Origin of the sequence: Nitrospirillum pindoramense (assembly GCF_007827955.1) — a bacterium.
Classification (GTDB): Bacteria; Pseudomonadota; Alphaproteobacteria; order Azospirillales; family Azospirillaceae; genus Nitrospirillum; species Nitrospirillum amazonense_B.
Map to the genome: position 1 here is coordinate 224,693 of NZ_VITR01000005.1, position 20,831 is coordinate 245,523.

The 20,831-nt window shown below is 67.6% G+C and carries 17 protein-coding genes; 9 read left to right on the plus strand and 8 right to left on the minus strand.

What is annotated here, in order from left to right; translation table 11 throughout:
• Window positions 1–13: 13 nt before the first annotated feature.
• Both FBZ90_RS10120 and FBZ90_RS10125 read left to right on the plus strand, forming a co-directional pair.
• On the plus strand, window positions 14–325 hold the full coding sequence (locus FBZ90_RS10120) for an ArsR/SmtB family transcription factor (protein ID WP_145731648.1): 312 nt from the start codon (window positions 14–16) through the stop codon (window positions 323–325).
• A 16-nt stretch (window positions 326–341) separates the two neighbouring features.
• Window positions 342–827, plus strand: coding sequence for an SRPBCC family protein (locus FBZ90_RS10125; RefSeq protein WP_145731650.1), 486 nt, complete (start codon window positions 342–344; stop codon window positions 825–827).
• Window positions 828–831: 4 nt separating this feature from the next.
• On the opposite strand, the gene FBZ90_RS10130 is transcribed toward FBZ90_RS10125, so the two are convergent.
• Window positions 832–1,521, minus strand: coding sequence for an EAL domain-containing protein (locus FBZ90_RS10130; protein ID WP_211101975.1), 690 nt, complete (start codon window positions 1,519–1,521; stop codon window positions 832–834).
• A 162-nt stretch (window positions 1,522–1,683) separates the two neighbouring features.
• Window positions 1,684–3,111 (minus strand): FAD/NAD(P)-binding protein, encoded by a 1,428-nt coding sequence (locus FBZ90_RS10135; RefSeq protein WP_145731653.1) that lies wholly within the window; start codon window positions 3,109–3,111, stop codon window positions 1,684–1,686.
• A 421-nt stretch (window positions 3,112–3,532) separates the two neighbouring features.
• Here FBZ90_RS10135 and FBZ90_RS10140 point away from each other — a divergent pair, with 421 nt between their 5' ends.
• A complete protein-coding gene (locus tag FBZ90_RS10140) occupies window positions 3,533–6,040 on the plus strand; it encodes a TonB-dependent receptor plug domain-containing protein (RefSeq protein ID WP_186455711.1) in 2,508 nt (835 codons plus the stop codon).
• 58 nt (window positions 6,041–6,098) lie between these two features.
• On the opposite strand, the gene FBZ90_RS10145 is transcribed toward FBZ90_RS10140, so the two are convergent.
• Complete coding sequence (locus tag FBZ90_RS10145; protein WP_145731655.1) at window positions 6,099–6,386, minus strand: hypothetical protein; 288 nt, start codon at window positions 6,384–6,386, stop codon at window positions 6,099–6,101.
• A gap of 327 nt (window positions 6,387–6,713) precedes the next feature.
• Here FBZ90_RS10145 and FBZ90_RS10150 point away from each other — a divergent pair, with 327 nt between their 5' ends.
• Window positions 6,714–8,411, plus strand: coding sequence for an adenosine deaminase family protein (locus FBZ90_RS10150; RefSeq protein ID WP_246130262.1), 1,698 nt, complete (start codon window positions 6,714–6,716; stop codon window positions 8,409–8,411).
• Between the two features lie 23 nt (window positions 8,412–8,434).
• On the plus strand, window positions 8,435–9,394 hold the full coding sequence (locus tag FBZ90_RS10155; RefSeq protein ID WP_145731657.1) for a nucleoside hydrolase: 960 nt from the start codon (window positions 8,435–8,437) through the stop codon (window positions 9,392–9,394).
• Window positions 9,395–9,412: 18 nt separating this feature from the next.
• Here the strand turns inward: FBZ90_RS10155 and FBZ90_RS10160 are convergent, their stop codons facing one another.
• The gene (locus FBZ90_RS10160) at window positions 9,413–10,273 is read right to left on the minus strand and encodes a protein-methionine-sulfoxide reductase heme-binding subunit MsrQ (protein ID WP_145731659.1); all 861 of its coding nucleotides are present in this window, start codon (window positions 10,271–10,273) and stop codon (window positions 9,413–9,415) included.
• A 246-nt stretch (window positions 10,274–10,519) separates the two neighbouring features.
• Here FBZ90_RS10160 and FBZ90_RS10165 point away from each other — a divergent pair, with 246 nt between their 5' ends.
• From FBZ90_RS10165 to FBZ90_RS10175, 3 genes are all read left to right on the plus strand, one after another.
• A complete protein-coding gene (locus FBZ90_RS10165; protein WP_145731662.1) occupies window positions 10,520–10,978 on the plus strand; it encodes a spore coat protein U domain-containing protein in 459 nt (152 codons plus the stop codon).
• Between the two features lie 383 nt (window positions 10,979–11,361).
• Window positions 11,362–12,075: a response regulator transcription factor gene (locus tag FBZ90_RS10170; protein WP_211101976.1), complete on the plus strand. Its 714-nt coding sequence runs from the start codon at window positions 11,362–11,364 to the stop codon at window positions 12,073–12,075.
• Window positions 12,072–13,670, plus strand: coding sequence for a sensor histidine kinase (locus FBZ90_RS10175; RefSeq protein WP_211101977.1), 1,599 nt, complete (start codon window positions 12,072–12,074; stop codon window positions 13,668–13,670). Before FBZ90_RS10170 ends, FBZ90_RS10175 begins: the two co-directional genes overlap by 4 nt.
• Before the next feature lie 4 nt (window positions 13,671–13,674).
• On the opposite strand, the gene FBZ90_RS10180 is transcribed toward FBZ90_RS10175, so the two are convergent.
• The 3 genes from FBZ90_RS10180 to FBZ90_RS10190 form a co-directional block, all read right to left on the minus strand.
• Window positions 13,675–14,394 (minus strand): glutathione binding-like protein, encoded by a 720-nt coding sequence (locus FBZ90_RS10180; RefSeq protein WP_145731665.1) that lies wholly within the window; start codon window positions 14,392–14,394, stop codon window positions 13,675–13,677.
• 89 nt (window positions 14,395–14,483) lie between these two features.
• Window positions 14,484–16,391, minus strand: a complete 1,908-nt coding sequence (locus tag FBZ90_RS10185) for a DUF3857 domain-containing transglutaminase family protein (protein ID WP_186455712.1) — start codon at window positions 16,389–16,391, stop codon at window positions 14,484–14,486.
• Between the two features lie 566 nt (window positions 16,392–16,957).
• The gene (locus tag FBZ90_RS10190) at window positions 16,958–17,530 is read right to left on the minus strand and encodes a cysteine peptidase family C39 domain-containing protein (protein WP_145731669.1); all 573 of its coding nucleotides are present in this window, start codon (window positions 17,528–17,530) and stop codon (window positions 16,958–16,960) included.
• Window positions 17,531–18,166: 636 nt separating this feature from the next.
• On the opposite strand from FBZ90_RS10190, the gene FBZ90_RS10195 reads away from it, so the two are divergent.
• Window positions 18,167–19,891, plus strand: coding sequence for a saccharopine dehydrogenase family protein (locus FBZ90_RS10195; RefSeq protein ID WP_145731671.1), 1,725 nt, complete (start codon window positions 18,167–18,169; stop codon window positions 19,889–19,891).
• Here the strand turns inward: FBZ90_RS10195 and FBZ90_RS10200 are convergent, their stop codons facing one another.
• Window positions 19,892–20,743 (minus strand): LysR family transcriptional regulator, encoded by an 852-nt coding sequence (locus FBZ90_RS10200; protein ID WP_145731673.1) that lies wholly within the window; start codon window positions 20,741–20,743, stop codon window positions 19,892–19,894. It lies immediately after the preceding gene.
• Window positions 20,744–20,831: the final 88 nt, after the last annotated feature.

The window sequence follows — 20,831 nt, forward strand, 5'->3', positions numbered from 1 at the left end:
CTTACCGTAAGTCATGTCTTACGAACAAGCGCTGACCGCCCTGGCCGATCCCACCCGGCGGGCGGTGTTTGAGCGGTTGCGGGCGGGGCCGCAGCCGGTGGGGGAGTTGGCGCGGCATCTGCCCATCAGCCGGCCGGCGGTGTCGCAGCACCTGAAGGTGCTGAAGGACGCCGGGCTGGTGATCGACCGGGCGGAGGGGACGCGCCGCATCTATCACATCGATCCGCACGGCCTGGGCGCCCTGCGCCGCTGGCTGGACCAGTTCTGGGAGACCGCGCTCGACGCCTTTGTCGCCGAAGCGGAGAGGACCACCGATCAACCATAAGAGGGAGGCCACCGCCATGACGCTTGCCGAACGCACCATCGCCATCGCCCCCGTGGTGAAGACCGTGACGGTGAAGGCCAGCCAGGCGCACGCCTTCCAAATCTTCACCACCCGCTTCGCCACCTGGTGGCCGGCCACCCATCACATCGGCAAGGCGCCCCTGGCCAACGCCGTCATCGAGCCCAAGGTTGACGGCCGCTGGTACGAGGTGGGTGATGATGGGTCGGAGTGCGACTGGGGCCGCGTGCTGGCGTGGGAGCCACCGGCCCGCCTGGTGCTGAGCTGGCATCTGGACGGCGATTTCCAGGTCCGCGCCGATACCTTTTCCGAGGTGGAGGTGACCTTTACCCCACTGGGCGACCGACTGACCCGGGTGACGCTGGAACATCGCGGGCTGGAGCGCTTCGGTGCCAAGAATGGCGAGCGCCTGCGCGGCAAAGTGGGCAGCGAGGGCGGCTGGGGCGGCATCCTGGACCTGTACGCCCGCGCCGCCAGCGACTGAGGCGTTACAGCCCCACAGGCTTGTCCAACGCCTGGAAAGCCGGGCGGCCGAAAAGGTAGCCCTGGAACAGGGTGATGCCCATGGCGCGCAGGGTGGCCAGTTCATCCTCCGTCTCCACCCCTTCCGCCACCACGGTGACGCCCAGAGTCTGACAGACCTGGACGATGGCGGCGACGATGGTGCGGCTGACGGGACGGTTGGCCACGTCGCGTGTCAGTTCCATGTCGATCTTCAAGATGTCCGGCTGAAACTTGGCCAACAAGGTGAGGCCGGCATAGCCGGCGCCGAAATCGTCGATGGCGGCGAGGAAGCCCCGGCGGCGGTATTCGTGGAATATGCCCAACAGGTGGGCCGGGTCGTTGACGGGTTCGTTCTCCGTCACCTCGAACATCAGGCGATCCAAAGGCATGCCCACGGCGTTGCTGGTCTGCACAGTGGTGCGCAGGCAATTTTCCGGGCGGTAGACCGCCGCCGGCATGAAGTTGATGGACAGGCGGGCCCCCGTGGCCGGCAGGCCCAACGCGGCCGCCAGCTCAATAGCCTTGACCCGGCAGGCCTGGTCGAACGCATAGCGGTTGTCCGCGTCCACGGCGGCCAGCACCGTGCCCGCCCCCTCGCCATTCACGCCGCGCACCAGGGCCTCATAGGCGAAGACGGTGCGGGCGGCGATATCGACGATGGGCTGAAAGGCCATCGTGAAATCAAAGGGAAGCTCCGCACCCTCGCGGCAGGCCTGGCAACCCATGGATGGACTCTTTCATGACGGAAGGGCGGGCGGGGTCCGTCAGAACTCCCAACCATTGCATCATATAATTATATCTTTTCCGCGTTCGACAAGGGCCCGTCGCAATCTCCGTCACGCCTCCACGGCAACCCGGGCGCCGCGACCGATGTAGGCGCCGATGTGCTGGGCCAGGGTGGCGGCCTGCATGCGGATATCGGGCACGGCCGTCATTTCCCAGAAGGTGCCCCGCGTCACGGGGCCGATGGCGTAGAGGCCGGCCACCGGACGGCCGCCGGCGTCGAGCACCCGCGCCTCACCATCCACATCCAGGCCCAGATGCAGGGGATCGGGGCGGATGGTGCCTTGGGCCAGCAGGTCGCGCACCAGCGGGTCGGTCACCCGCAGGATGTCGCAGGCCGGACCGGAACAGTTGATGACCTGGTCCACCGGGAAGGTGATGTCGTTGTTCTCGTTCCGCGGCCGATAGGTCACCCGCACCCGGCCCTGCACCGCCTCCGGCACCTCCTCTATGGTTTGGAGGCGCCCGGCGGTGACGATCAGCGCGCCCGTGGCCTGCAGCGCGGTCAACTGCGTCGCCACGGCGGGCGCCAAGCGATGGCGATGCACATCCCACCAGGGCCGCAGGTGGCGCAGGAAGCGCTTCCGCTCCGCCAGCGGCAGGGCCTGCCAATAGGCCACGGTGCGGGGCCGCAGGCTGTCAATCACCGGCTGCCAGGCGCGGCCGGCCGCCTGTTCCTGCCGTACCAGGCGGCGCACATGCGCCAGGGCGCGGGACAGCGAGGTCGGCAGGTCGGGCGGCGGCGGCATGACGTGGGGCACCGCGTCGGTATGCCGCCGGGGCAGCAGGCCGCGCCGCGACAGCGCCACGATCTGGCCCTGGTGCCCGCGCGCGCGCAGCGACAGCACCGTGTCGACCATGGTGAGGCCCGTGCCCACCACCAGCACGCTGTCGCGCACGCCGATGTCCCGCGCCACGCTGGGCGCCCAGGGATCGGGATGGAAGCGGGGGGAGCGGAAGAAGCTGGTGTCGAACAGATGGGGCGGCTGCGGCGGGAAGTTGCCGATGGCCAGCACGGCGGCATCCAGCTTGTACTCCCGGCCCACGTCCAGGCGCACCACCATCTTGTCGCCCTCATGCCGCAGGGCGACGGCCGTATCAGGCACCAGGATGAGTCGGCCGGCGGACCGCGACTGCTTGGCCGCGTCCGACACCAGTTTCTGCAAATAATGGCCGTAGGTCTGGCGCGCCACGAAACTGGCCGGGCCCGCCCCGGCCGCCCCCGGGACCGTGTCGCCCTGGGCGCGCAGCCACGCCAGGAAGTGTTCCGGCTGGTCGGGAAAGGCGCTCATGTTCCCGGCACGGACATTCAGCAGGTGCGCCGGATTGCCCGTGGCGTACGCCAAGCCCCGGCCGAAGTCCGATGCGCGTTCGATCAGCAGGATGCGGGGACAATCGGCCCCGCGGGAGAGAAGGTGCAGGGCCAGCAAAGAACCGCTGAAGCCCGCGCCGATGATGGCGATGGTCGGCCGTGTGGTCATGAATGTTCCTGCCCGGCGCCCGCTGGCTACGCTCAAAGGGTTCCGCCCAATGGTGTCCGCCCGCTTGGGCCCGCACGTTGATCCCCATGCTCAAATGCGGCCACCCCCGCTGTCAAGCGACGTTTGGCTTACATACCACATTAGTCACTTCGTGAAATGGCGCGGCGTATGAATTCGGAGAACTGCTCGCGATCCATACGTTCCTGGCATGGCACCCCCGCCCACCACCCCACATAGCGGATACTTGCAGGATTGCGGCGGCCTGGTCCATGCTCATACCGTGTGTTGAATCAAATTATGCACATAAAAAAAGTGTTGTTGCTTCAGGCATTCCTCACGGAGTTGCCGGACGGTGACGGCACCCCGCCCGGAACACCCACCAGGGGACACCGGACGGCGATAACCCGTGGGAGCTTCATCCATGTCCATTACCCTGACGTCCCTCTTCCCGGCGGGCGACTTACCGAGCCGCCGCCGCCAGGCGGCCACCGCCCTGGCGCTGATCCTGGGCGCGTCCTTCCCCATCGCGGCCGCCCGTGCCGCCGACCCGGCCCCTCAGCAAGCGAACGCCACCAGCGCCAACGGCACCTTGAGCGACCTGGACGAGGTTGTGGTGACCGGCACGCGGCGCAGTGACCGCACCGTCGCCTCCTCCCCCGTGCCCATCGACGTGCTGCCGGTGGAGGAGTTGGAGAAGACGGGCCTGGTGCAGACGACGCAGATGCTGCGGGCCCTGGTGCCCAGCTTCAACTTCCCGCAGCCGGCCAACACCGACGGCACCGACCATGTCCGCCCCGCCACCCTGCGCGGCCTGAGCCCCGACCAGACGCTGGTGCTGGTCAACGGCAAGCGCCGGCACGTCAGCGCGGTGCTGAACCTGAACGGCAGCGTGGGCCGCGGGTCCGACGCCGTGGACCTGAACACCATCCCGTCCATCGCCATCGAAAAGATCGAGGTGCTGCGCGACGGCGCCGCCGCCCAGTATGGCTCCGACGCCATCGCCGGCGTCATCAACATCCGCCTGAAGGGCCAGGACAGCGGCGGCAGCGCGGCCGTGGAATATGGCGAGTACGGCGCCGGCGACGGCCAGACCGGCCGGGTGGAGGCCAATGTCGGCCTGCCCCTGCCGCGCAACGGCTATGTCACCCTGTCGGCGGAGGCGCACCGGTCCCGCCCCACCGATCGGTCGGGCGACGACCCGCGCCAGCAATACCTGACGGCCGGCGACCCGCGCGAAGCCACCTTCAACCGCCACGACAGCCGCTTCGGCGACCCGCTGGACAAGGAATACAACCTGTTCCTGAACGCCAGCCTGCCGGTGAACGACAAGGCGGAGATCTACGCCTTCGCCAGCCTGGGCCAGCGCGACGGCCAGAGCGCCGGCTTCTTCCGCCGCCCGCTGGACGCGCGCACGGTGCGCGCCCTGACGCCCGACGGCTACCTGCCCTATATCACGTCCAAGCAGCTGGACCTGTCCACCACCGTGGGCGCGCGCGGCGACCTGCCCGACGACTGGAGCTATGACCTGAGCGTCAATTACGGCCGCAACCGGTTCGATTATGGCGTGGAAAACTCCGTCAACGTGTCGCTGGGCACGGCCAGCCCGCGCAATTTCTACGCCGGCGAACTGGTTTCGGACGAGCTGGTGGGCAATCTGGACGTCCGCAAACTGGCCCATGTCGGCTTCCTGCCCGACACGCTGTCCATCGCCGTGGGCACCGAGGTGCGGCGCGAGGACTACACCATCAAGGCCGGCGAGCCCGCCAGCTACATCAACGGCGGCGTGCCGGTGCTGGACGGCCCGTCCAAGGGCACAGTGGCCGCCCCCGGCGCCCAGGTCTTCCCGGGATTCCAACCGGCGGACGCCGGCACCAACAGCCGGGGCAGCGTCGGGACCTATGCCGAGCTGGAAACCAAACTGACGCCCGATTTCCTGGTGAACCTGGCCGGCCGCTATGAACACTACAGCGACTTCGGCGACACCACGAACGGGGAGCTGTCGGCCAAGTACGACCTGATCTCCGCCCTGTCGGTGCGCGGGGCCATCAGCACCGGCTTCCGCGCGCCGTCCCTGGCGCAGTCGCACTATTCCGCCACCAGCACAGTGTTCATCAACAGCGTGCCCTACGACGTCCGCACCTTCCCGGTGACCGATCCGGCGGCCAAAGCGCTGGGGGCGGAGCCGCTGAAGCCGGAGAAGTCCACCAATTACAGCGCCGGCCTGGTGTTCCGTCCGGCGGACAACTTCTACGCCACTGTGGATTTCTACCAAATTGATATCAACGACCGCATCGTTCTGTCGGAGAACCTGACCGGAGCGGCGGTGGTGCGGCTACTGGCGGCCAATGGCGTGACCGGCGTCGGCGGCGGCCGTTTCTTCACCAACGCCGTCGACACCCGCACTCGCGGTGTGGATATCGTCGGCCGCTACGCCATCGACCTGGGCGCGGTGGGCAGCCTGTCACTGACCGCCGGCCTGAACCTGAACGACACGGAAGTGACGCGGGTGGAGGGCAATCCGTCGCAGCTGGCCAGCCTGGGAAGCACCGTCTTCCGCTTCGGCCGGTCGGAAAAGGGCCGCATCGAGAAGGGCCAACCCAAGAACAAGCTGAACCTGGCGGCCACCTACGACTGGGACAAGCTGTCGACCACGGTGCGCACCACCCGGTACGGCAGCACCACGTCGCTGGACAGCAGCAACCCGGCGCTGGACCAGACCTATGGCGCCAAGTGGATCACCGATATCGCCATCAGCTATCAGGTGACCGATGCCATCGGCGTCACCGTCGGGGCGGACAACGTGTTCGACGTCTATCCCGACAAGGTCATCGCCGCCAACAGCACCAGCGGCATCTATCCCTACAGCAACTACTCGCCCTTCGGTTTCAACGGGGCGTTCTACTACGGCCGCGTCAGCTACAAGTTCTGAGGCGGGCGCCGTGAAAGCGGCCGCCCTGGGAAGTCCCCGGGGCGGCCGTCTCATTTGATCAGCCCTTGGGCGCCGGCTTGGGTTTGTGCGCGTCCAGGAAGGCGCGGAACTGCTCCTGGTCCAGGAAGTACAGTTCCAGGCACTTTTCATAGTCGGCCTTGTCCTTGATGACGCGGCAGAGGCTCTCCGCGTCCTCATTCTCCTTCTGCTGCTGGATCACCGCCTTCTTATCGGTATCGGAGGGCGGAGCGCCGGATTGGGGCGCACCCTGGGCCGCCGCCGGCAAGGGCAGCAGCGCGGCGAAGGCCACGGGAAGGACGAGGGCGAGAGGGGAGAGGGCGCGCACCGGAAGATCTCCTGACGGCTGAAGGGCGGACCGGATGGGGCATCCGGGACAGCCAGAAGTTTAGCGGCCAATGGTGACGGTTCAATATTGCGTTTCCATAGCCGGCGGCTATGGCGGAACACCCATGCCCCGCTTGAAAGTCTTCCCGGATTTGGCCTGTGGCACCGCTGGCCGTCCCCCGCCATAATGCCCTGGACTGGCAACGGCATACCCAACCCGTGGCCCCTGCCCCTGGATTATGTGTCGACGGCCTGACCCTGACCCATCCGGCGGACAGGTGCCCTGTGCCGTAAGCCCGGGAATGACGAGGGGCAAGGGGAATTGAGCATGGGGGCATTGCGCACCCGGGTGGCGAACACCCGCACGATGCTGGCGGCGGGCGGCCTGTTGCTGTTGGCCGCCTGCGCCACGATCGGTGACCACCCGGCATCGGCGCCGGCGACAGTCCCGGCCGTAACCACTCCCGCCACCCCCAAGGCCACACCCGAGGCCCCCCCCGAGGCCAAGGCCGCCGACCTTTTCCGGCATCTGCGCACCGACCCGGTCCGCCTGGCCATGTTCCTGCGCCGCATGCCCAAGGGCGCGGACCTGCACAACCACCTGACCGGCGGCATCTATGCCGAGAACATGGTGGACTGGGCGGCCGCCAAGGGCGCCTGCGTCGATCCCAAGGCCCTGGTGCTGAAGCCCGCACCCTGCGCCAAGGATCTGATCCCAGCGGCGGATGCGCGGCGCGATGTCGGCCTGTACAACCGCCTGATCAACGCGCTGTCCATGCGCGGCTTCGTGGCCGGCCCGGAAACCGGGCACGACCACTTCTTCGACAGTTTCGCCAAGTTCGAGCCGGCGGTGAACGCCCAGGTGCCGGAGATGCTGGCGGAGGCGGCGAACCGCGCCGCCGCCAGCCACGTGCTGTACCTGGAACTGATGTGGTCCAACGGCATGTCCAAAGCGGCCGCGCTGGCCAAGCCGCTGGGCAATCCCCCGCCCGGCGGCATACCCGGCGACACGGCCACGTTCGACGCCTGGCGCACCGCCATCGAGCCGGGCCTGCCGGCCGTCATCGCCGCCGCCAAGGCCGACACCGACACGGCGGAGGCCCGCATGCGCCAGATCCTGCGCTGCGGCACGGCGGAGGCGCAGCCGGGCTGCGGCGTCCAGGTCCGCTACCTGGCCCAGGTCATCCGCGTGCTGCCCGGCCCGCAGGTGTTCGCGCAGAGCCTCTATGGCTATGCCCTGACCGCCGCCGACCCGCGCTTCGTCGGCGTCAATCTGGTGGCGCCGGAGGACAACCCGGTGACGCTGAAGGACTATGGCCTGCAGATGCGCCTGCTGGGCTATCTGGGCCGCCGCATGCCGGCGGCCAACCTGTCGCTGCACGCCGGCGAACTGGCCCTGGGCCTGGTACCGCCGGAGGATCTGCGCGACCACATCCGCCTGGCGGTGGAGGTGGCGGGCGCCAAGCGCATCGGCCACGGCGTGGACATCGGGCAGGAGACGGACGCCCAGCAGGTGCTGAAGACCATGGCCGACCGGGGTGTGCTGGTGGAGATCAACCTGACCAGCAACGACGTCATCCTGGGCGTGACCGGCCGCGACCATCCCATCACCACCTATCGCGCCTTCGGCGTGCCGCTGGCCCTGTCCACCGATGACGAGGGCGTGTCGCGCATCGACCTGACGCATGAATATGTGCGGGCGGCGGAAACCTATGGCCTGGATTACGCCACGCTGAAGACCTTCTCCCGCAATGGGCTGGAGCATGCCTTCCTGCCCGGCGCCAGCTTGTGGGCGGCGCCGGGCCAAGTGGCGGCCGCCTGCGCCGCCGACCATCCGGGCACGGCCCCGTCCGCCGGGTGCCAGGCCTTGCTGGACCAGAGCCCCAAGGCCGCCCTGCAATGGCGGCTGGAGGCGGACTTCCATGATTTCGAGGCGGCCGTCGCCGCCGAGGCTGAAAGCGGCTTGTGGGGTCAGGGCCAGGGCCCTAAAACCACCGCCGCATCCCTTGGCCTATCCCCCACCTGAGCAGCGAAGCGAGACCGCGCCCCATGCGCCTTCTGATCGACACCGACACCGCCGGCGATGACGCCTTTTCCCTGCTGCTGGCCCTGCGCAATCCCAAGGTCACGCTGGACGCCATCACCATCTGCCACGGCAACGTGACCTTCGACCAGTGCGTGGAGAACGCGCTCTATACCGTCGAGGCCGCCGGCCGCGGCGGTGAGGTGCCGGTCTACCCGGGCGCCCGCCTGCCCATGATGCGCAAGCCGCTGGACGCGGCCTACGTCTTCGGCAAGGACGGCATGAGCGACGCCAACTTCCCGCCGGCCAAGCAGCGGCCGGAAGCCAAGCACGCCGTCGACGCCATCATCGACACCGTCCTGGCCCACCCGGGCGAGGTCACCATCATCGCCCAGGCGCCCCTGACCAATCTGGCGCTGGCGGTGATGACGGAACCGGCCATCGTTCAGGCCACCAAGCATTTGTGGATCATGGGCGGCACGGACAACGCGGTGGGCAATGTCACCAGTGCGGCCGAGTTCAACTTCTACGTCGATCCCGAGGCCGCCAAGATCGTGGTCAACGCCGGCTTCAAGGCCAGCCTGCTGACCTGGACACGGTCCATGGTCGAGGGCGTCATCACCAGCGCCGAGCTGGATGCCATCGCGGCGTTGGACACGCCCGTCTCGCGCTTCTTCACCCGCGTGAACCGCGACAGCCTGGCCTTCTCGCGTGAGCGGCAGCGCATCGACGGCAGCATCCATCCCGATGCCCTGACCTGCGCCTGCGCCCTGAATGAGGTCCTGGTGCTGGAAGCGGAGGACTGTGTGGTGGACGTGGAGACAGCCGGCACGCTCACGCGCGGCTATTCCAGCGTCTCCTCCGCCATCCTGCCGGACGCGGCGGACGCCGACCCCGACCTGGTGCCCCAAGCGCCTAATATGCGCGTCATCAAGCGCGCCGACCGCGACGGCTTCGTCCGCATGATGACGGACGCCGTACGCTGATCCGCTCCATCGGGCGGGTCAGGCTCGCGCCAGCCGCCGGGCCCGCTGCCGGACATCGCCGGCGACCGATGCCACGGCCAAGATAAGGCCCCCCGCCAGCACATACCAGGCGGGCCGGATGCCGACGTCGAGGTCGAAACTGAGGTTCGCCTCCAGGATCAGATCGGGCGGCAAATGGCGCACGGCCCAGAAGCCCAGCGCCTCCGCCCCCGCCGTGGCCAGCGCCACCAGCAGGCTGAAGCCCAGGAGCACGGGCAGGGCGCGTGCCTGCCCGTCGGGCAGCACGCGGTTCAACAGGCGGTAGCCCAACAGCCACGTGAGCCAGCCGGCCATCAGCGTCGGCTCGGTCACATCGGCCTTTTCCTGCATGAAGTAATGGACCACCGCCAGGATGGCGATGGGATAGGCCAGGGCGTGCAGGCGGCGCCAGCGCGGACCGCCCAGCCGCTTGATCATGCCGTCGGTGGAGGTGACGCCCAGCGCCACCAGGCCCAGCAGCGCCACGAAGCCGATGGTGAGGTAGACACGGCGCGCGATCTCGGACGCGATGTGCACCAGGTCCAGCGACTGGTCCGCCGCGTAGCCGCCGAGATGCACCACTGCATAGAGGCAGGCGGCGACACCGATGCGGCGGCGTACCGTCATCAGCGCCGGCCACCGGGCGATGCGCGCCAGCGGCGTCACCAACAGCGACAGCAGCAGGAAGCGGAATGCCCACAGGCCCACCTGGTGGATGAAGGCGCTGTAGGGCCGTGGCCCCAATTGGCCCATGACGGCATCGGCGGCCGTCAGCGCCAAAGGCAGGCACAAGCCCACCAGCACCGTGGTCAGCAACCAGGAAAAGCGCCCCGCGCGGTCCTGCCAAAGGCGCCAGTTCATACCCGACCCCCGGCGGCAATGTGGCGATATGCAATACTGTTTGCAAATCTGCGGGCAAAAGTTTGGCCCACAGCCGTTGCACAACGCATTCTTAATGCCTTTCCACGGGAGGGAGAGCGGAACGCCATTTTTAATTAATTCCTTATTTACCTTACCGAACGCGACCATCCGCCGCACCTGGCCCGGTCCTTGCTTAACCCATCGGCAAAAGGGCTTTAAGCCCCCTGAACCGAAGGACGCCTGACCATGACCCGCCTGTTGACGGCCCTGATTCTGGGCTGCCTGGCGCTGACCGCCGCAGCGCCAGCCCGCGCCGCCACCGCCAACCGCACCATCGCCCTGAAGGCGACCGTCGCGACCGCCTGCACCGTGGACGTCACCGACCTGGGCGTGGCCCTGGATGTGGTGACCGGCGAAACCAAACGCCAGGTGGGCAGCGTGGTTGAGAACTGCAATGACGGCAAGGGCTACACCATCAGCGTCAACTCGACCAACAACGGCAAGCTGAAGTCCGGCACCAACACCGTCGCCTTCACCCCCTTCTACGACGGCACCACCGGCAATGGCAGCGGCAGCGTCTCCGTCACCCGGTCCAAGGCCACCTTCGCCAAGACCGCCAGCCTGGCCGTGACCATCCCCGCCAACGCCAAGACCATCGCCGGCAGTTACAGCGACACCCTGACCATCACCATCAAGGCGAAGTGAGATCGGCGCCTTGACGCCTCGGACTATCCCCGCCTGCACAAAATCTGCACGAATTCTCTGCGACATCTGCTGACCCGCGCCCCCAGGGCTGCACGGTCGCATCGCATAACGGCGCCATGACACCCGCCGGAACCCCACCCCTGAGCCCATCCGCCAGCACTGTGCCGCCCTGCGTCCTGCGCGACGGCTGGTGGCTGGTGACGCGCCCGCCTGGCAAAGGCCCGACGGCTGTCATCCTGCCCTTCAAGCCCAGGAAGATCCCGGCGCCATGACCGACACCACCCCGTCACGTCGGCCGACCCACCGCGCGACCAGCGCCTGAAGGACTATCTGGCGGCCCATCCGGATGGTATCGATCAGACGGGCCAACCATGATGGGCATCATGCACCGCATCCTTGTCGTCGATGACGACCCTCATATCCGTGACGTCCTGTGCTTCGCCCTGGAAAAGGCGGGCATGGTGGCGGAATGGGCCGGCAACGGCGTGGATGCACTGGACCTGGCCACCCGCAACCCGCCCAGCCTGGTGGTGCTGGACGTGGGCATGCCGGAGATGGACGGTCTGGAAGTCTGCCGCCGGCTGCGCCGCGCCTCCGACGTGCCCATCCTGTTCCTGTCCGCCCGGGATGAGGAGATCGACCGGGTGCTGGGGCTGGAGATGGGCGGCGACGATTACGTCACCAAGCCGTTCAGCCCGCGGGAGCTGGTGGCCCGCGTCAACGTCATTCTGCGCCGCGCCCGCGGCCCCGCGCCGGCACCAACCGCGCAGGAGGGGGAGCCACCGCTGACCCGGGGCGCCCTGGTGCTGGACAGCGCCGGTCATCGCGCCACGGTGGCCGGACGGGAACTGGGCCTGACGGCGCGGGAGTTCATGATGGTGAAGACCCTGGCCACGCGGCCTGCCGTGGTGTTCACCCGCAACCAGTTGATGGACGCCGCCTATCCCGACAACATCCATGTGTCCGACCGCACCATCGACAGCCATGTGCGCAACATCCGCGCCAAATTCCAGGCGGCGGGCTGCGAGGACGCGGTGGAGACGGTGCACGGCGTCGGCTTCCGCCTGGGCGGGTGCACGGTGGGCACCGCGTCGTGACGTCCCCGCGCGTCCGCGCCAAATGGCGGCCGTCGCTGGGCATGATCGTGGTCGCGGTGCTGCTGGCGGTCGCGGCCCTGCCGCTGGCCGGCCTGTTCTTCTTCCGCCTTTATGAGAACCAGCTGGTCCGGCAGACGGAGGCGGAACTGATCGCCCAGGCCAGCGTGCTGGCAGCCAGCTACGCCGACGCGGTGGAGCGGCTGGATCCGCCGCTCCCCTTGTCGCCGGCGGCAATGACGCCGCAGCCGGTGGACGATCGCTTCCACCCTATTGAGCCGGCCCTGGATCTCACGGGCGACGATGTGCTCGGGCCCCGTCCGCCGGCCGTGCCCCCGACCACGGCGGTGGACCCCGCCCTTCAGGCCATCGGCGCCCAGGTCTACGCCATCGCCCGGCGGGCCCAGGACCAGATGCTGGCGGGCGTGCGGGTGCTGGACTTCAACGGCGTCATCCTGGCCGGCGCCGAGGAGGTCGGCCAATCGCTGGCGGACGTGCCAGAGGTGGCGGACGCGCTGGCCGGCCATTACCACGCCAGCCTGCGCATCCGCCGGTCCCAGCATGAACCGCCGCCGCTGTATTCCATCAGCCGGGGGACGGGCGTGCGGGTGTTCGTGGCCCTGCCCATCATCGCCCACACCCAGGGCGGGGACAGGGTGGCCGGCGTCATCTATGCCTCCCGCACGCCCAACAACATCTTCCGCCACCTGTATGGCGAGCGGCGCAAGGTGGCCCTGGCCGGCGGCTGCATCCTGGCGGTCATCCTGGTCATCGCCTTCGTCTTTTCCCGCACCATCACCCGCCCCATCCACCAGCTGGTGCGCCAGACGCGGGAGCTGGGCACCCGGACGCTGGACCAGGGGCCGGCCGACGCACCCCACTATGGCACGCGGGAAATCGCCCTGTTGTCACAGAGCTTCCACGACATGGCGCAACGCCTGTCCGACCGGTCGCGCTACATCACCACCTTCGCCGCCCATGTCAGCCACGAGCTGAAATCCCCCCTGACCGGCATCCAGGGCGCGGCGGAGCTGCTGCACGACGACCTGGAAGGCGACCAGGCCATGGCCCCCGAACAGCGCCGCCGCTTCCTGGGCAACATCCTGGCCGACACCCGCCGCCTGACCGCCCTGGTGCAGCGGCTGCGCGACCTGGCCCAGGCCGACAACCCGGTGCGGGGCGGGCGGGCGGACCTGGCCGCCCTGTGGCCCGATCTGGCGGCGCAGTTCCCCGGCCTGGCCCTGAGCGCGCACGGCGACAACGCCGCCGTCGCTATGTCGGCGGAGAACGCCCTGATCCTGTTCAGCCACCTGGCGGACAACGCCGGCCGCCACGGCGCCACCACGCTGACCTTGGATGTGGCGGTGCGGGATTGGGCGGTGGTCGTGACCGTGGCCGACAACGGCCACGGCATCTCCCCCGCCAACCGCGACCGGGTGTTCGACGCCTTCTTCACCACGCGGCGGGACAGCGGCGGCACCGGCATGGGGCTGCACATCGTGCAGTCCCTGCTGCGCGCCCACGGCGGCGACATCCGTCTGGCGGAAACGTCACCAGAGGGCGGCGCGGTGTTCGAGGTGACGCTGCCCCGCGCCTGAACGGTCAGGACGCCGGCTTGGCCGCGGCGTCCAGGCTGGCGGCGGTCTGGCCGAACAGGATCTTCTTGCCCGCCTCCGTCACCGTGGGGCGGGTGCGCAGCGGCTCCCCCTTGGCATAGGCGCGGATGGTGGCGGGCCGGGCGGCCACCGCCTCGAACCAGCGCTTGAGGTCGGGGAAGTCATCCAGAGTCTGCTGCTGGCGCTGCCAGGGCACGATCCAGGGATAGATCGCCATGTCGGCGATGGAATAGTCATCACCGGCCACGAAGGCGCGGCCCGCCAGGCGGCGATTCAACACGCCGTACAGGCGGTTGGTCTCATTGACATAGCGGGTCATGGCATAGGGGATGCGCTCCGGCGCGTACTGCACGAAGTGATGGTTCTGCCCGGCCATGGGACCCAGGCCGCCCATCTGCCAAAACAGCCATTCCGTCACCGTCTTGCGGCCCCGCACGTCGGCGGGGATGAAACGGCCGGTCTTTTCCGCCAGGTACAGCAGGATGGCGCCGCTTTCGAACACCGTGATGGCTTCGCCCCCATCAGACGGCGCGGTATCGATGATGGCCGGCATGCGGTTGTTGGGGGAGAAGGCCAGGAACTCCGGCTTGAACTGGTCGCCGGCGCTGATGTCCACCGGGTGGAGGGTGTAGTCCAGCCCCGCCTCTTCCAGGAACAGGGTGATCTTGTGGCCATTGGGGGTGGGCCAGTAGTAAAGCTCGATCATGGGCAGCCTCGCATCGGGAACGTCACACGGGATGGGGGCCGATCCTACCATCGGCCCCGCCCACCGCCCGCCCCTAGTGTGCGCGCCTCTTAATGCGTCGATGCCGCATCGGCCGCCAAGGTCAGCGTGGCGCGATGGTCCGCCGCGATGGCCAGCAAGGCTTTGGCCGCCGCCTTGCGGACGTCACCGGTGCACAGGGCCTGGTCGATGTGGGCATCGAAATCCCGACGCAGGCGCACCACCTGGCCCTCCTGCGCCCAATGGGCGGTGTATTTCAGGGTGTCGGTGGTGATGGTCGCGTCCTTGGGCAGGGCCGTCAGGTGATAGCCGGCGGGCAGTTCCAGCGACAGGTCCTCCGCCGTGTGCCCGGTATAGCAGGGTGTGGGTTCCGTATCCTTCATGCGTGGCAGGGCCAGGATACCCATCAGGAAATTGCCGACGGGATTGAACAGCCGCAGCCCACCGGGCATGGCGAAGCCGGCGCCGGTCAGCCGCTCCGGCATGGGATCGGCGGCGAAGCTGCCGCTTACGCTGTAGCTGGGGGCGAGGTCCGTGGGCGCGGTGGCCAGCGTGAACTTGCCCGTGCCCGGCGTTCCCAGGGACTGCAGCTGCGCCGAGGCCGCCTGTTCCGGTCCCTGGGCCTGGATACCCTGGGCCATCTGGCGGAGGATGACGGCGAACGGCCCCGTGGCCGTGGTCACCGTTTGCCCGGTCAGCGCGCCGTCGGCACCCAATTTCGCGGTGGCGGAAACCTGGGTGCCGCTGCCGGCGGCCAGCACCGGCACCTGCCGCAGGGCATGGCCGGCGGTGGTTGCATGCACCACCGGCTTGCCATATTCCGGAAAGGGCAGGACGCCGAACGGCGCCACGCCGGCGGTGGTGTCGGCGTACAGCTTGAACTCCGGCAGCCAAGTGATGGCGTGGTTGAGCGGCAGCAGCGACGGATGCTTGGGCAGGGTGTAGCCGTTGCTGCCGTTGATCAGCACCACCTCGCTGGCGATGCCCTTGGCCTTCAGCAGCGCGCCGAACAGGACGGCGTGGTCCTTGCAATCGCCGTAGCCGTTGGCCAGCACGGCGTCGGCGGCATGGGGAATGACGCTGCCCTGGCCCAGCTCCAGGCCGACATACCGGATATGGCTGGACACCCAGGCATAAATCCGTTCCGCCTGCTGGCGCCGGTCGGTGACGCCGGCGGTGATGCTGTCCGCCTGTTCCTGGATTTTGGGCGTCACCTGCTCCGCCGGGGCGGACAGCTTGGCGTAGGCGGCGGCGAAGCTGTCGTAATCCTTGAAGGTGGTGGCGAAGTAGCGAGGGTTGCGGTCCGTCGGCGCCAGCAGGGCGATGTCCTCGGTCAGGGGCGTCAGGTTGGCATAGCGCCACCGGTACAGGACGCGGTCGCCCTGCTCCTCCTGGCTGAGGGTCATGCCCTCGGTATCCATGTACAAGGGCATGCCCTTGGGCAGCGACAGGCTGCCATGGGCGTCCCGGATGGTCACCGTAGTGCTGAAGAAGGATCCGTGCAGGACCTCCCCCGGAAAGAAGGGCTTCTTCAACTGACGGCGCACCGTGGCGACGATGGTGTCGCCAGCCGCCAGGTCGGGGAAAATCAGGACCTTCTGCCGCTGGTCGTTGTACATGGGGATGTTAGGCGACCCGTGGGGCAGTTGCGCCTGGATGGCCGTCACGTCGATGGGCAGCTTACGGCCGTCCGGCTTCAGAGTGTACGCCTCGTCAATGTCCAGGCCCTCCATCGCCTCGCTGAACGACAGCGGGAACTGGCCGATGGCATGGGCGGCGGCGTCCGTCTTGGCCAGGATTTCGAAATGATCGGTGGCGACCGAGGTGCCATCCTTCTGCACCACGATGTCCTCGGTGGATAGCACCGTCTCGATGGGCAGGTCCGCCGCCCTGGCCGCCGACCAGCAGGGCGCGAGGACCGTGGCGGCCAGAAGGGCGCGCGAAAAAGAAAAGGCGCGACGGGCTTTGAAAGCGGTCAAGAATAGTCCGCCATCGAGCAACCGAGGACCGCAAGTCATAGGGCAAATTTCCTTTCTGAAGCCTCGTCGGAGGCTGTCCCCCACAGCAAGATCGGGTTAAATGAAATACCTGGAATAGCGTGAAATTCCGTTGATATAATTGTATGACTCACAACCATAGGAAATTTCCCGAGCGATATCAAAGCACTCCACAGTAGACTTCTGATCCCGAATCCACGCAAGAGGCGCAAATCTTGACACAATAGAAAAACCAAGATCAACGACGCAAAAACGATAAATTCATGAATTATTTAAAATTGAGCGCATATGTTATTTATTAATAAATAACATATAAATAATACCGGATAAGGTTAGAGATGCTAATAAAACTTTCCATTTAATGCTTTTTAATACAAAGATAAAACGGCCACCATAAGAAAAAATATTACATATATTATATAAGTATATTTCATTTTTACACAACTAAAAGAGAGTTTCCACCAAACAATATATTATTAGTTTGATGGAAGCTAAAATTTTTTTCTTGCGTCAATGCTTTATTTTATTCGAATCTCAGGACAAACAACCTAAGATGTGGGTGAATTAGACGGGCAAAAAAATCCGCCTATAAATCCCCCGGCAATTAACCCCACCGACGCCCCGGCATAAGCCCCAGCAGGGCCGCCAAAAGCACCAAAAGCGCCCCCAATAATACCACCGCCCAAAGCGCTCAGACCAACACACCGAGTCGGAGTCATAGTTAGCACGCCGGTGAAATGCTTGGACACCTCGGCATGGGTCAGGCGGCGCAGGCCGCTGGCGGGGTCGTGCACCTCCACCCAGCGCGGCGTCACCCGGCTCAGCACCACGTAATGCGCCAGGTCCCAATGCAGCACGCAGGGGCGCTTCAGTTTGGGCAGGTCGTCCAGCTCCAGCCGCAAGGGCCGGCTGGTGAAACCCAGGGCGTCGGCGATGGCGATCAGCGTCTTGAGCGTCGTGCCCTTCAGCGACACCGCATGCCGCCGCCGCAGCTCCGACAACGTCACCCGGTGCCCGTGGTACCCCGCCACCATGGCCAGGCAGGCCAAGCCGCATTCCGCCGCCTCTGACTGCAGCACAGGCTCGACCCGGGAACGGCGATGGAAGAGAAGCGTGGGCACGGTTGACCGCCAGTTGACAGGACCACAGCGCCATCAGCGGCAACAATGTTTCTCATTTGCCGCAATGGATGAACTATTTGGAGAAATATGACGCAAATCTGTCAACGATGTTTTGCAATTAACGCGTTTATATTTAGCGGGTCCGTACATACGGAATAGCGCTATCATCGAGCCAATTTCCTAGTGATTTCAACATTTTGCGGCGGCACATCACCCACCGCGAATGCCATCACCATACATACTCAAGACCAGGCGGCATTCTGTCGCATTCCATCAAAACAAAAGAAACAGACAAAGCCCCACCGATACGGAAGTAGTCAGGCAACGAGAGATGATGGAGACACATTCAGTCGAATCGGATTACTTTATAGTGGTATATGGGCCAACACACCCCTCGCGCTCATGACCCGGCATTGGGATTCCCCCCATCTCAACCCCCACAATTACTGTACACTTGTACCGGGCCGATGACCGCCAGCCCCTCGGAGTTGGTCACGGTCACCGACAAACACTACGCCAAGCCTGGGCAAGGCGCGGCTCCGCCCTCAAGACGCGCTCCGGTCCCTTTGTCTTGGGCGGCGAACTATGCCTACATGGCGCCGGCGCGCCACTGGGCCGCGTGGAGAGGGTGCACGGATGTCCAAGAGTGGCCTGCGGGTCCTGATCATCGGCGGGTACGGCACCTTTGGTGGCCGGATCGCGCGGCTGCTGGCTAATGAGCCGGGGCTAACCCTGGTCATCGCCGGGCGCTCGGCGGCCAAGGCGGCGGCCTTCTGCGCCGCGCTGGCGCAGCGGGGTGGAGCCACGGTCCTGTCGCCGCTGGCATTCGACCGCGATGGCGACCTGACGGCCCAGCTGACAGCCCTGGTGGCGACCGCGCGCCCCAACGTGGTGATCGACGCCACCGGCCCCTTCCAGGTCTATGGCGACGCCCCCTATCGCGTGGTTCAGGCCTGCCTGGAGTTGAGGCTGCCCTATCTGGACCTGGCGGACGGCGCCGATTTCGTCACCGGCATCGCCGCGTTCGATGCCGCCGCCCGCGCCCGGGGCGTTGCGCTGCTGTCGGGGGCCAGCACCTTCCCCGCCCTGACGGCCGCGGCGGTGCGGCACCTGACGCAGGGTTGGACGGCGGTGACGGGCGTCAGCATCGGCGTGGCGCCCACCCCGCGCGCCGTGGTGGGCGCCAACGTATTGCGCGCCATCGCCAGCTATGCCGGCAAGCCGGTGACGCTGCGGCGTGACGGCGCCTGGACGCGGGCCCACGCCCTGACGGAGACGCGGCGCCGCACCATCGCCCCGCCCGGCGCCCTGCCCCTGCGCAACACCCGCTTCGCCCTGGTCGAGGTGCCCGACCTGCAGGTCATGCCCCGGCTGTGGCCGGACCTGCGCGATATCTGGGTGGGGGCGGGCACGCGGCCGGAAAGCATCCACCGCATCATGACCGCGCTGGCCTGGCTGGTGCGCCTGCGGCTGGTGCCCAGCCTGCTGCCCCTGGCGCCCCTGTTCCATTGGGGCGCCGGAGTTTTCCGCTGGGGCGAGCATCGCGGCGGCCTGGTGGTGGAGGTCACGGGCCGCGACCCCGATGACCAGCCGGCCACCCGGTCATGGCACCTGGTGGCGGAGGGGGACGACGGCCCCGAAATCCCCGCCCTACCGGCCGCCGCCCTGGTGCGCCGCTGGCTGGCAGGCCATCCCCCTGCCCCGGGCGCCCGCGCGGCCACGGACCTGGAGCTGGCGGATTTCGACGCCCTGTTCGCCGGCCGCGCCATCCGCGCCGGGGTGCGGGACGCCGCCGAGGCGGCGGGGCCGGTGTTCCGCCAGGTCATCGGCGCCGAGGCATGGTCACGCCAGCCCGCCGTCTGGCGCGCGCTGCATGGGGTCGAGGCCGGGACGCCGGCGGTTTGGCGCGGCCGCGCCACGGTGACCCGGGGCCGCAGCCTGCTGGCCCGCCTGGCGGCGCTGCTGGTGGGTTTCCCCGCCACGGGCGCGGACGTGCCCGTCAGCGTCACGCTGACCCGCGCGCCCGAGGGCGGCGAGCGCTGGATGCGGGATTTCGGCGGCCGCCGCTTCGCCAGCCGCCTGGACGCCGGCCAGGGGCGGAACGCCCATATGGTGTTGGAACGCTTCGGCCCCGCCGCCTATGCGCAGGCCCTGGTGAGCGAGGACGGGGCGGTGCGCCTGGTCCTGCGCCGATGGACGCTGCTGGGCCTGCCCCTGCCCCTGTGGCTGGCGCCCCGCAGCGACGCCACCGAGACGGCGGAGCCCACACCAGACGGCGCGCGCTTCCGCTTCGACGTCCGCATCAGCCATCCGCTGGGGGGACTGATCGTGCATTACCGGGGATGGCTGGCGCCCTGCTGATCACGCCGCCCCCTGCAACCTCACCGCGCTGTCCATGATGGCCTGGGCCAGGGCCGCCGCCGGACCACGGCCGGTGGCGCCGGGGCCGGCCAAGACGAACTCCACATCCACCAGGGGCGGCAGGTGGGGCACCTCCGCCATGCCGCTGGGCAGCATGGCGCGGGGCTGGACGGTGACGCCCAGCCCGGCCAGGGCGGCGGCACGCAGTCCGCTGAGGCTGCCGCTGACGCAGGCGATGCGCCAAGCGCGGCCATGGCGCTCCAGCGCCTCCAGCGCCACCGACCGGCTGATGCTGGGCGGGGTGTAGAGCACCAGGGGCACGGGCTTGGCAGGGTCCAGCGCCTCCCCCTCCCGCCCTGCCCAGACGAAGCGGTCGCGCCACAGCGGGCGGCCAAGCGTGTCGCCCGGCCGCCGCTTGGCCAGCACCAGATCCAGGTCGCCAGCGTCCAGCTTCTGGTACAGGAAGCCGCTGAGCCCCACCGTCAGCTCCAGATCCACCGCCGGATGACGGCGTACGAAGGCGGCCAGCACGTCCGACAGGTGGGAGATGACGAAATCCTCCCCCGCGCCGAACCGCACCCGGCCGCGCAGGTCGGCGCCGGCGAAGTGCTGGCGCGCCCGTTCCTCCAGCTCCAGCATGGCGCGGGCGTATTCCACCAGGGCCTCGCCGTCCGCGGTCAGGCGCACGGTATGGGTGTCGCGCACGAACAGGCGGCGGCCCACCGCCTCCTCCAACCGGCCGATCTGCTGGCTGACGGTGGATTGGCGCAGGCCCAGCCGCCGCCCCGCCTCGGTAAACCCTTGGGCGCGCGCCACCTCCATGAACGTGCGCAGCAGTGTCGTGTCCAGCATACCCCATCCCCAACCACGATACGGTCATTCACAAACGTGATTTCAGTAACAATTGTAAGCAGTCTTCACGATGAGCCGTCCAGCACTT

Coding starts and splice junctions, on each gene's coding strand:
- FBZ90_RS10120 (WP_145731648.1), top strand. CDS start 14: ATGTCTTACGAACAAGCGCTGACCGCCCTGGCCGATCCCACCCGGCGG.
- FBZ90_RS10125 (WP_145731650.1), top strand. CDS start 342: ATGACGCTTGCCGAACGCACCATCGCCATCGCCCCCGTGGTGAAGACC.
- FBZ90_RS10130 (WP_211101975.1), bottom strand. CDS start 1,521: ATGGCCTTTCAGCCCATCGTCGATATCGCCGCCCGCACCGTCTTCGCC.
- FBZ90_RS10135 (WP_145731653.1), bottom strand. CDS start 3,111: ATGACCACACGGCCGACCATCGCCATCATCGGCGCGGGCTTCAGCGGT.
- FBZ90_RS10140 (WP_186455711.1), top strand. CDS start 3,533: ATGTCCATTACCCTGACGTCCCTCTTCCCGGCGGGCGACTTACCGAGC.
- FBZ90_RS10150 (WP_246130262.1), top strand. CDS start 6,714: ATGGGGGCATTGCGCACCCGGGTGGCGAACACCCGCACGATGCTGGCG.
- FBZ90_RS10155 (WP_145731657.1), top strand. CDS start 8,435: ATGCGCCTTCTGATCGACACCGACACCGCCGGCGATGACGCCTTTTCC.
- FBZ90_RS10160 (WP_145731659.1), bottom strand. CDS start 10,273: ATGAACTGGCGCCTTTGGCAGGACCGCGCGGGGCGCTTTTCCTGGTTG.
- FBZ90_RS10165 (WP_145731662.1), top strand. CDS start 10,520: ATGACCCGCCTGTTGACGGCCCTGATTCTGGGCTGCCTGGCGCTGACC.
- FBZ90_RS10170 (WP_211101976.1), top strand. CDS start 11,362: ATGCACCGCATCCTTGTCGTCGATGACGACCCTCATATCCGTGACGTC.
- FBZ90_RS10180 (WP_145731665.1), bottom strand. CDS start 14,394: ATGATCGAGCTTTACTACTGGCCCACCCCCAATGGCCACAAGATCACC.
- FBZ90_RS10195 (WP_145731671.1), top strand. CDS start 18,167: ATGTCCAAGAGTGGCCTGCGGGTCCTGATCATCGGCGGGTACGGCACC.
- FBZ90_RS10200 (WP_145731673.1), bottom strand. CDS start 20,743: ATGCTGGACACGACACTGCTGCGCACGTTCATGGAGGTGGCGCGCGCC.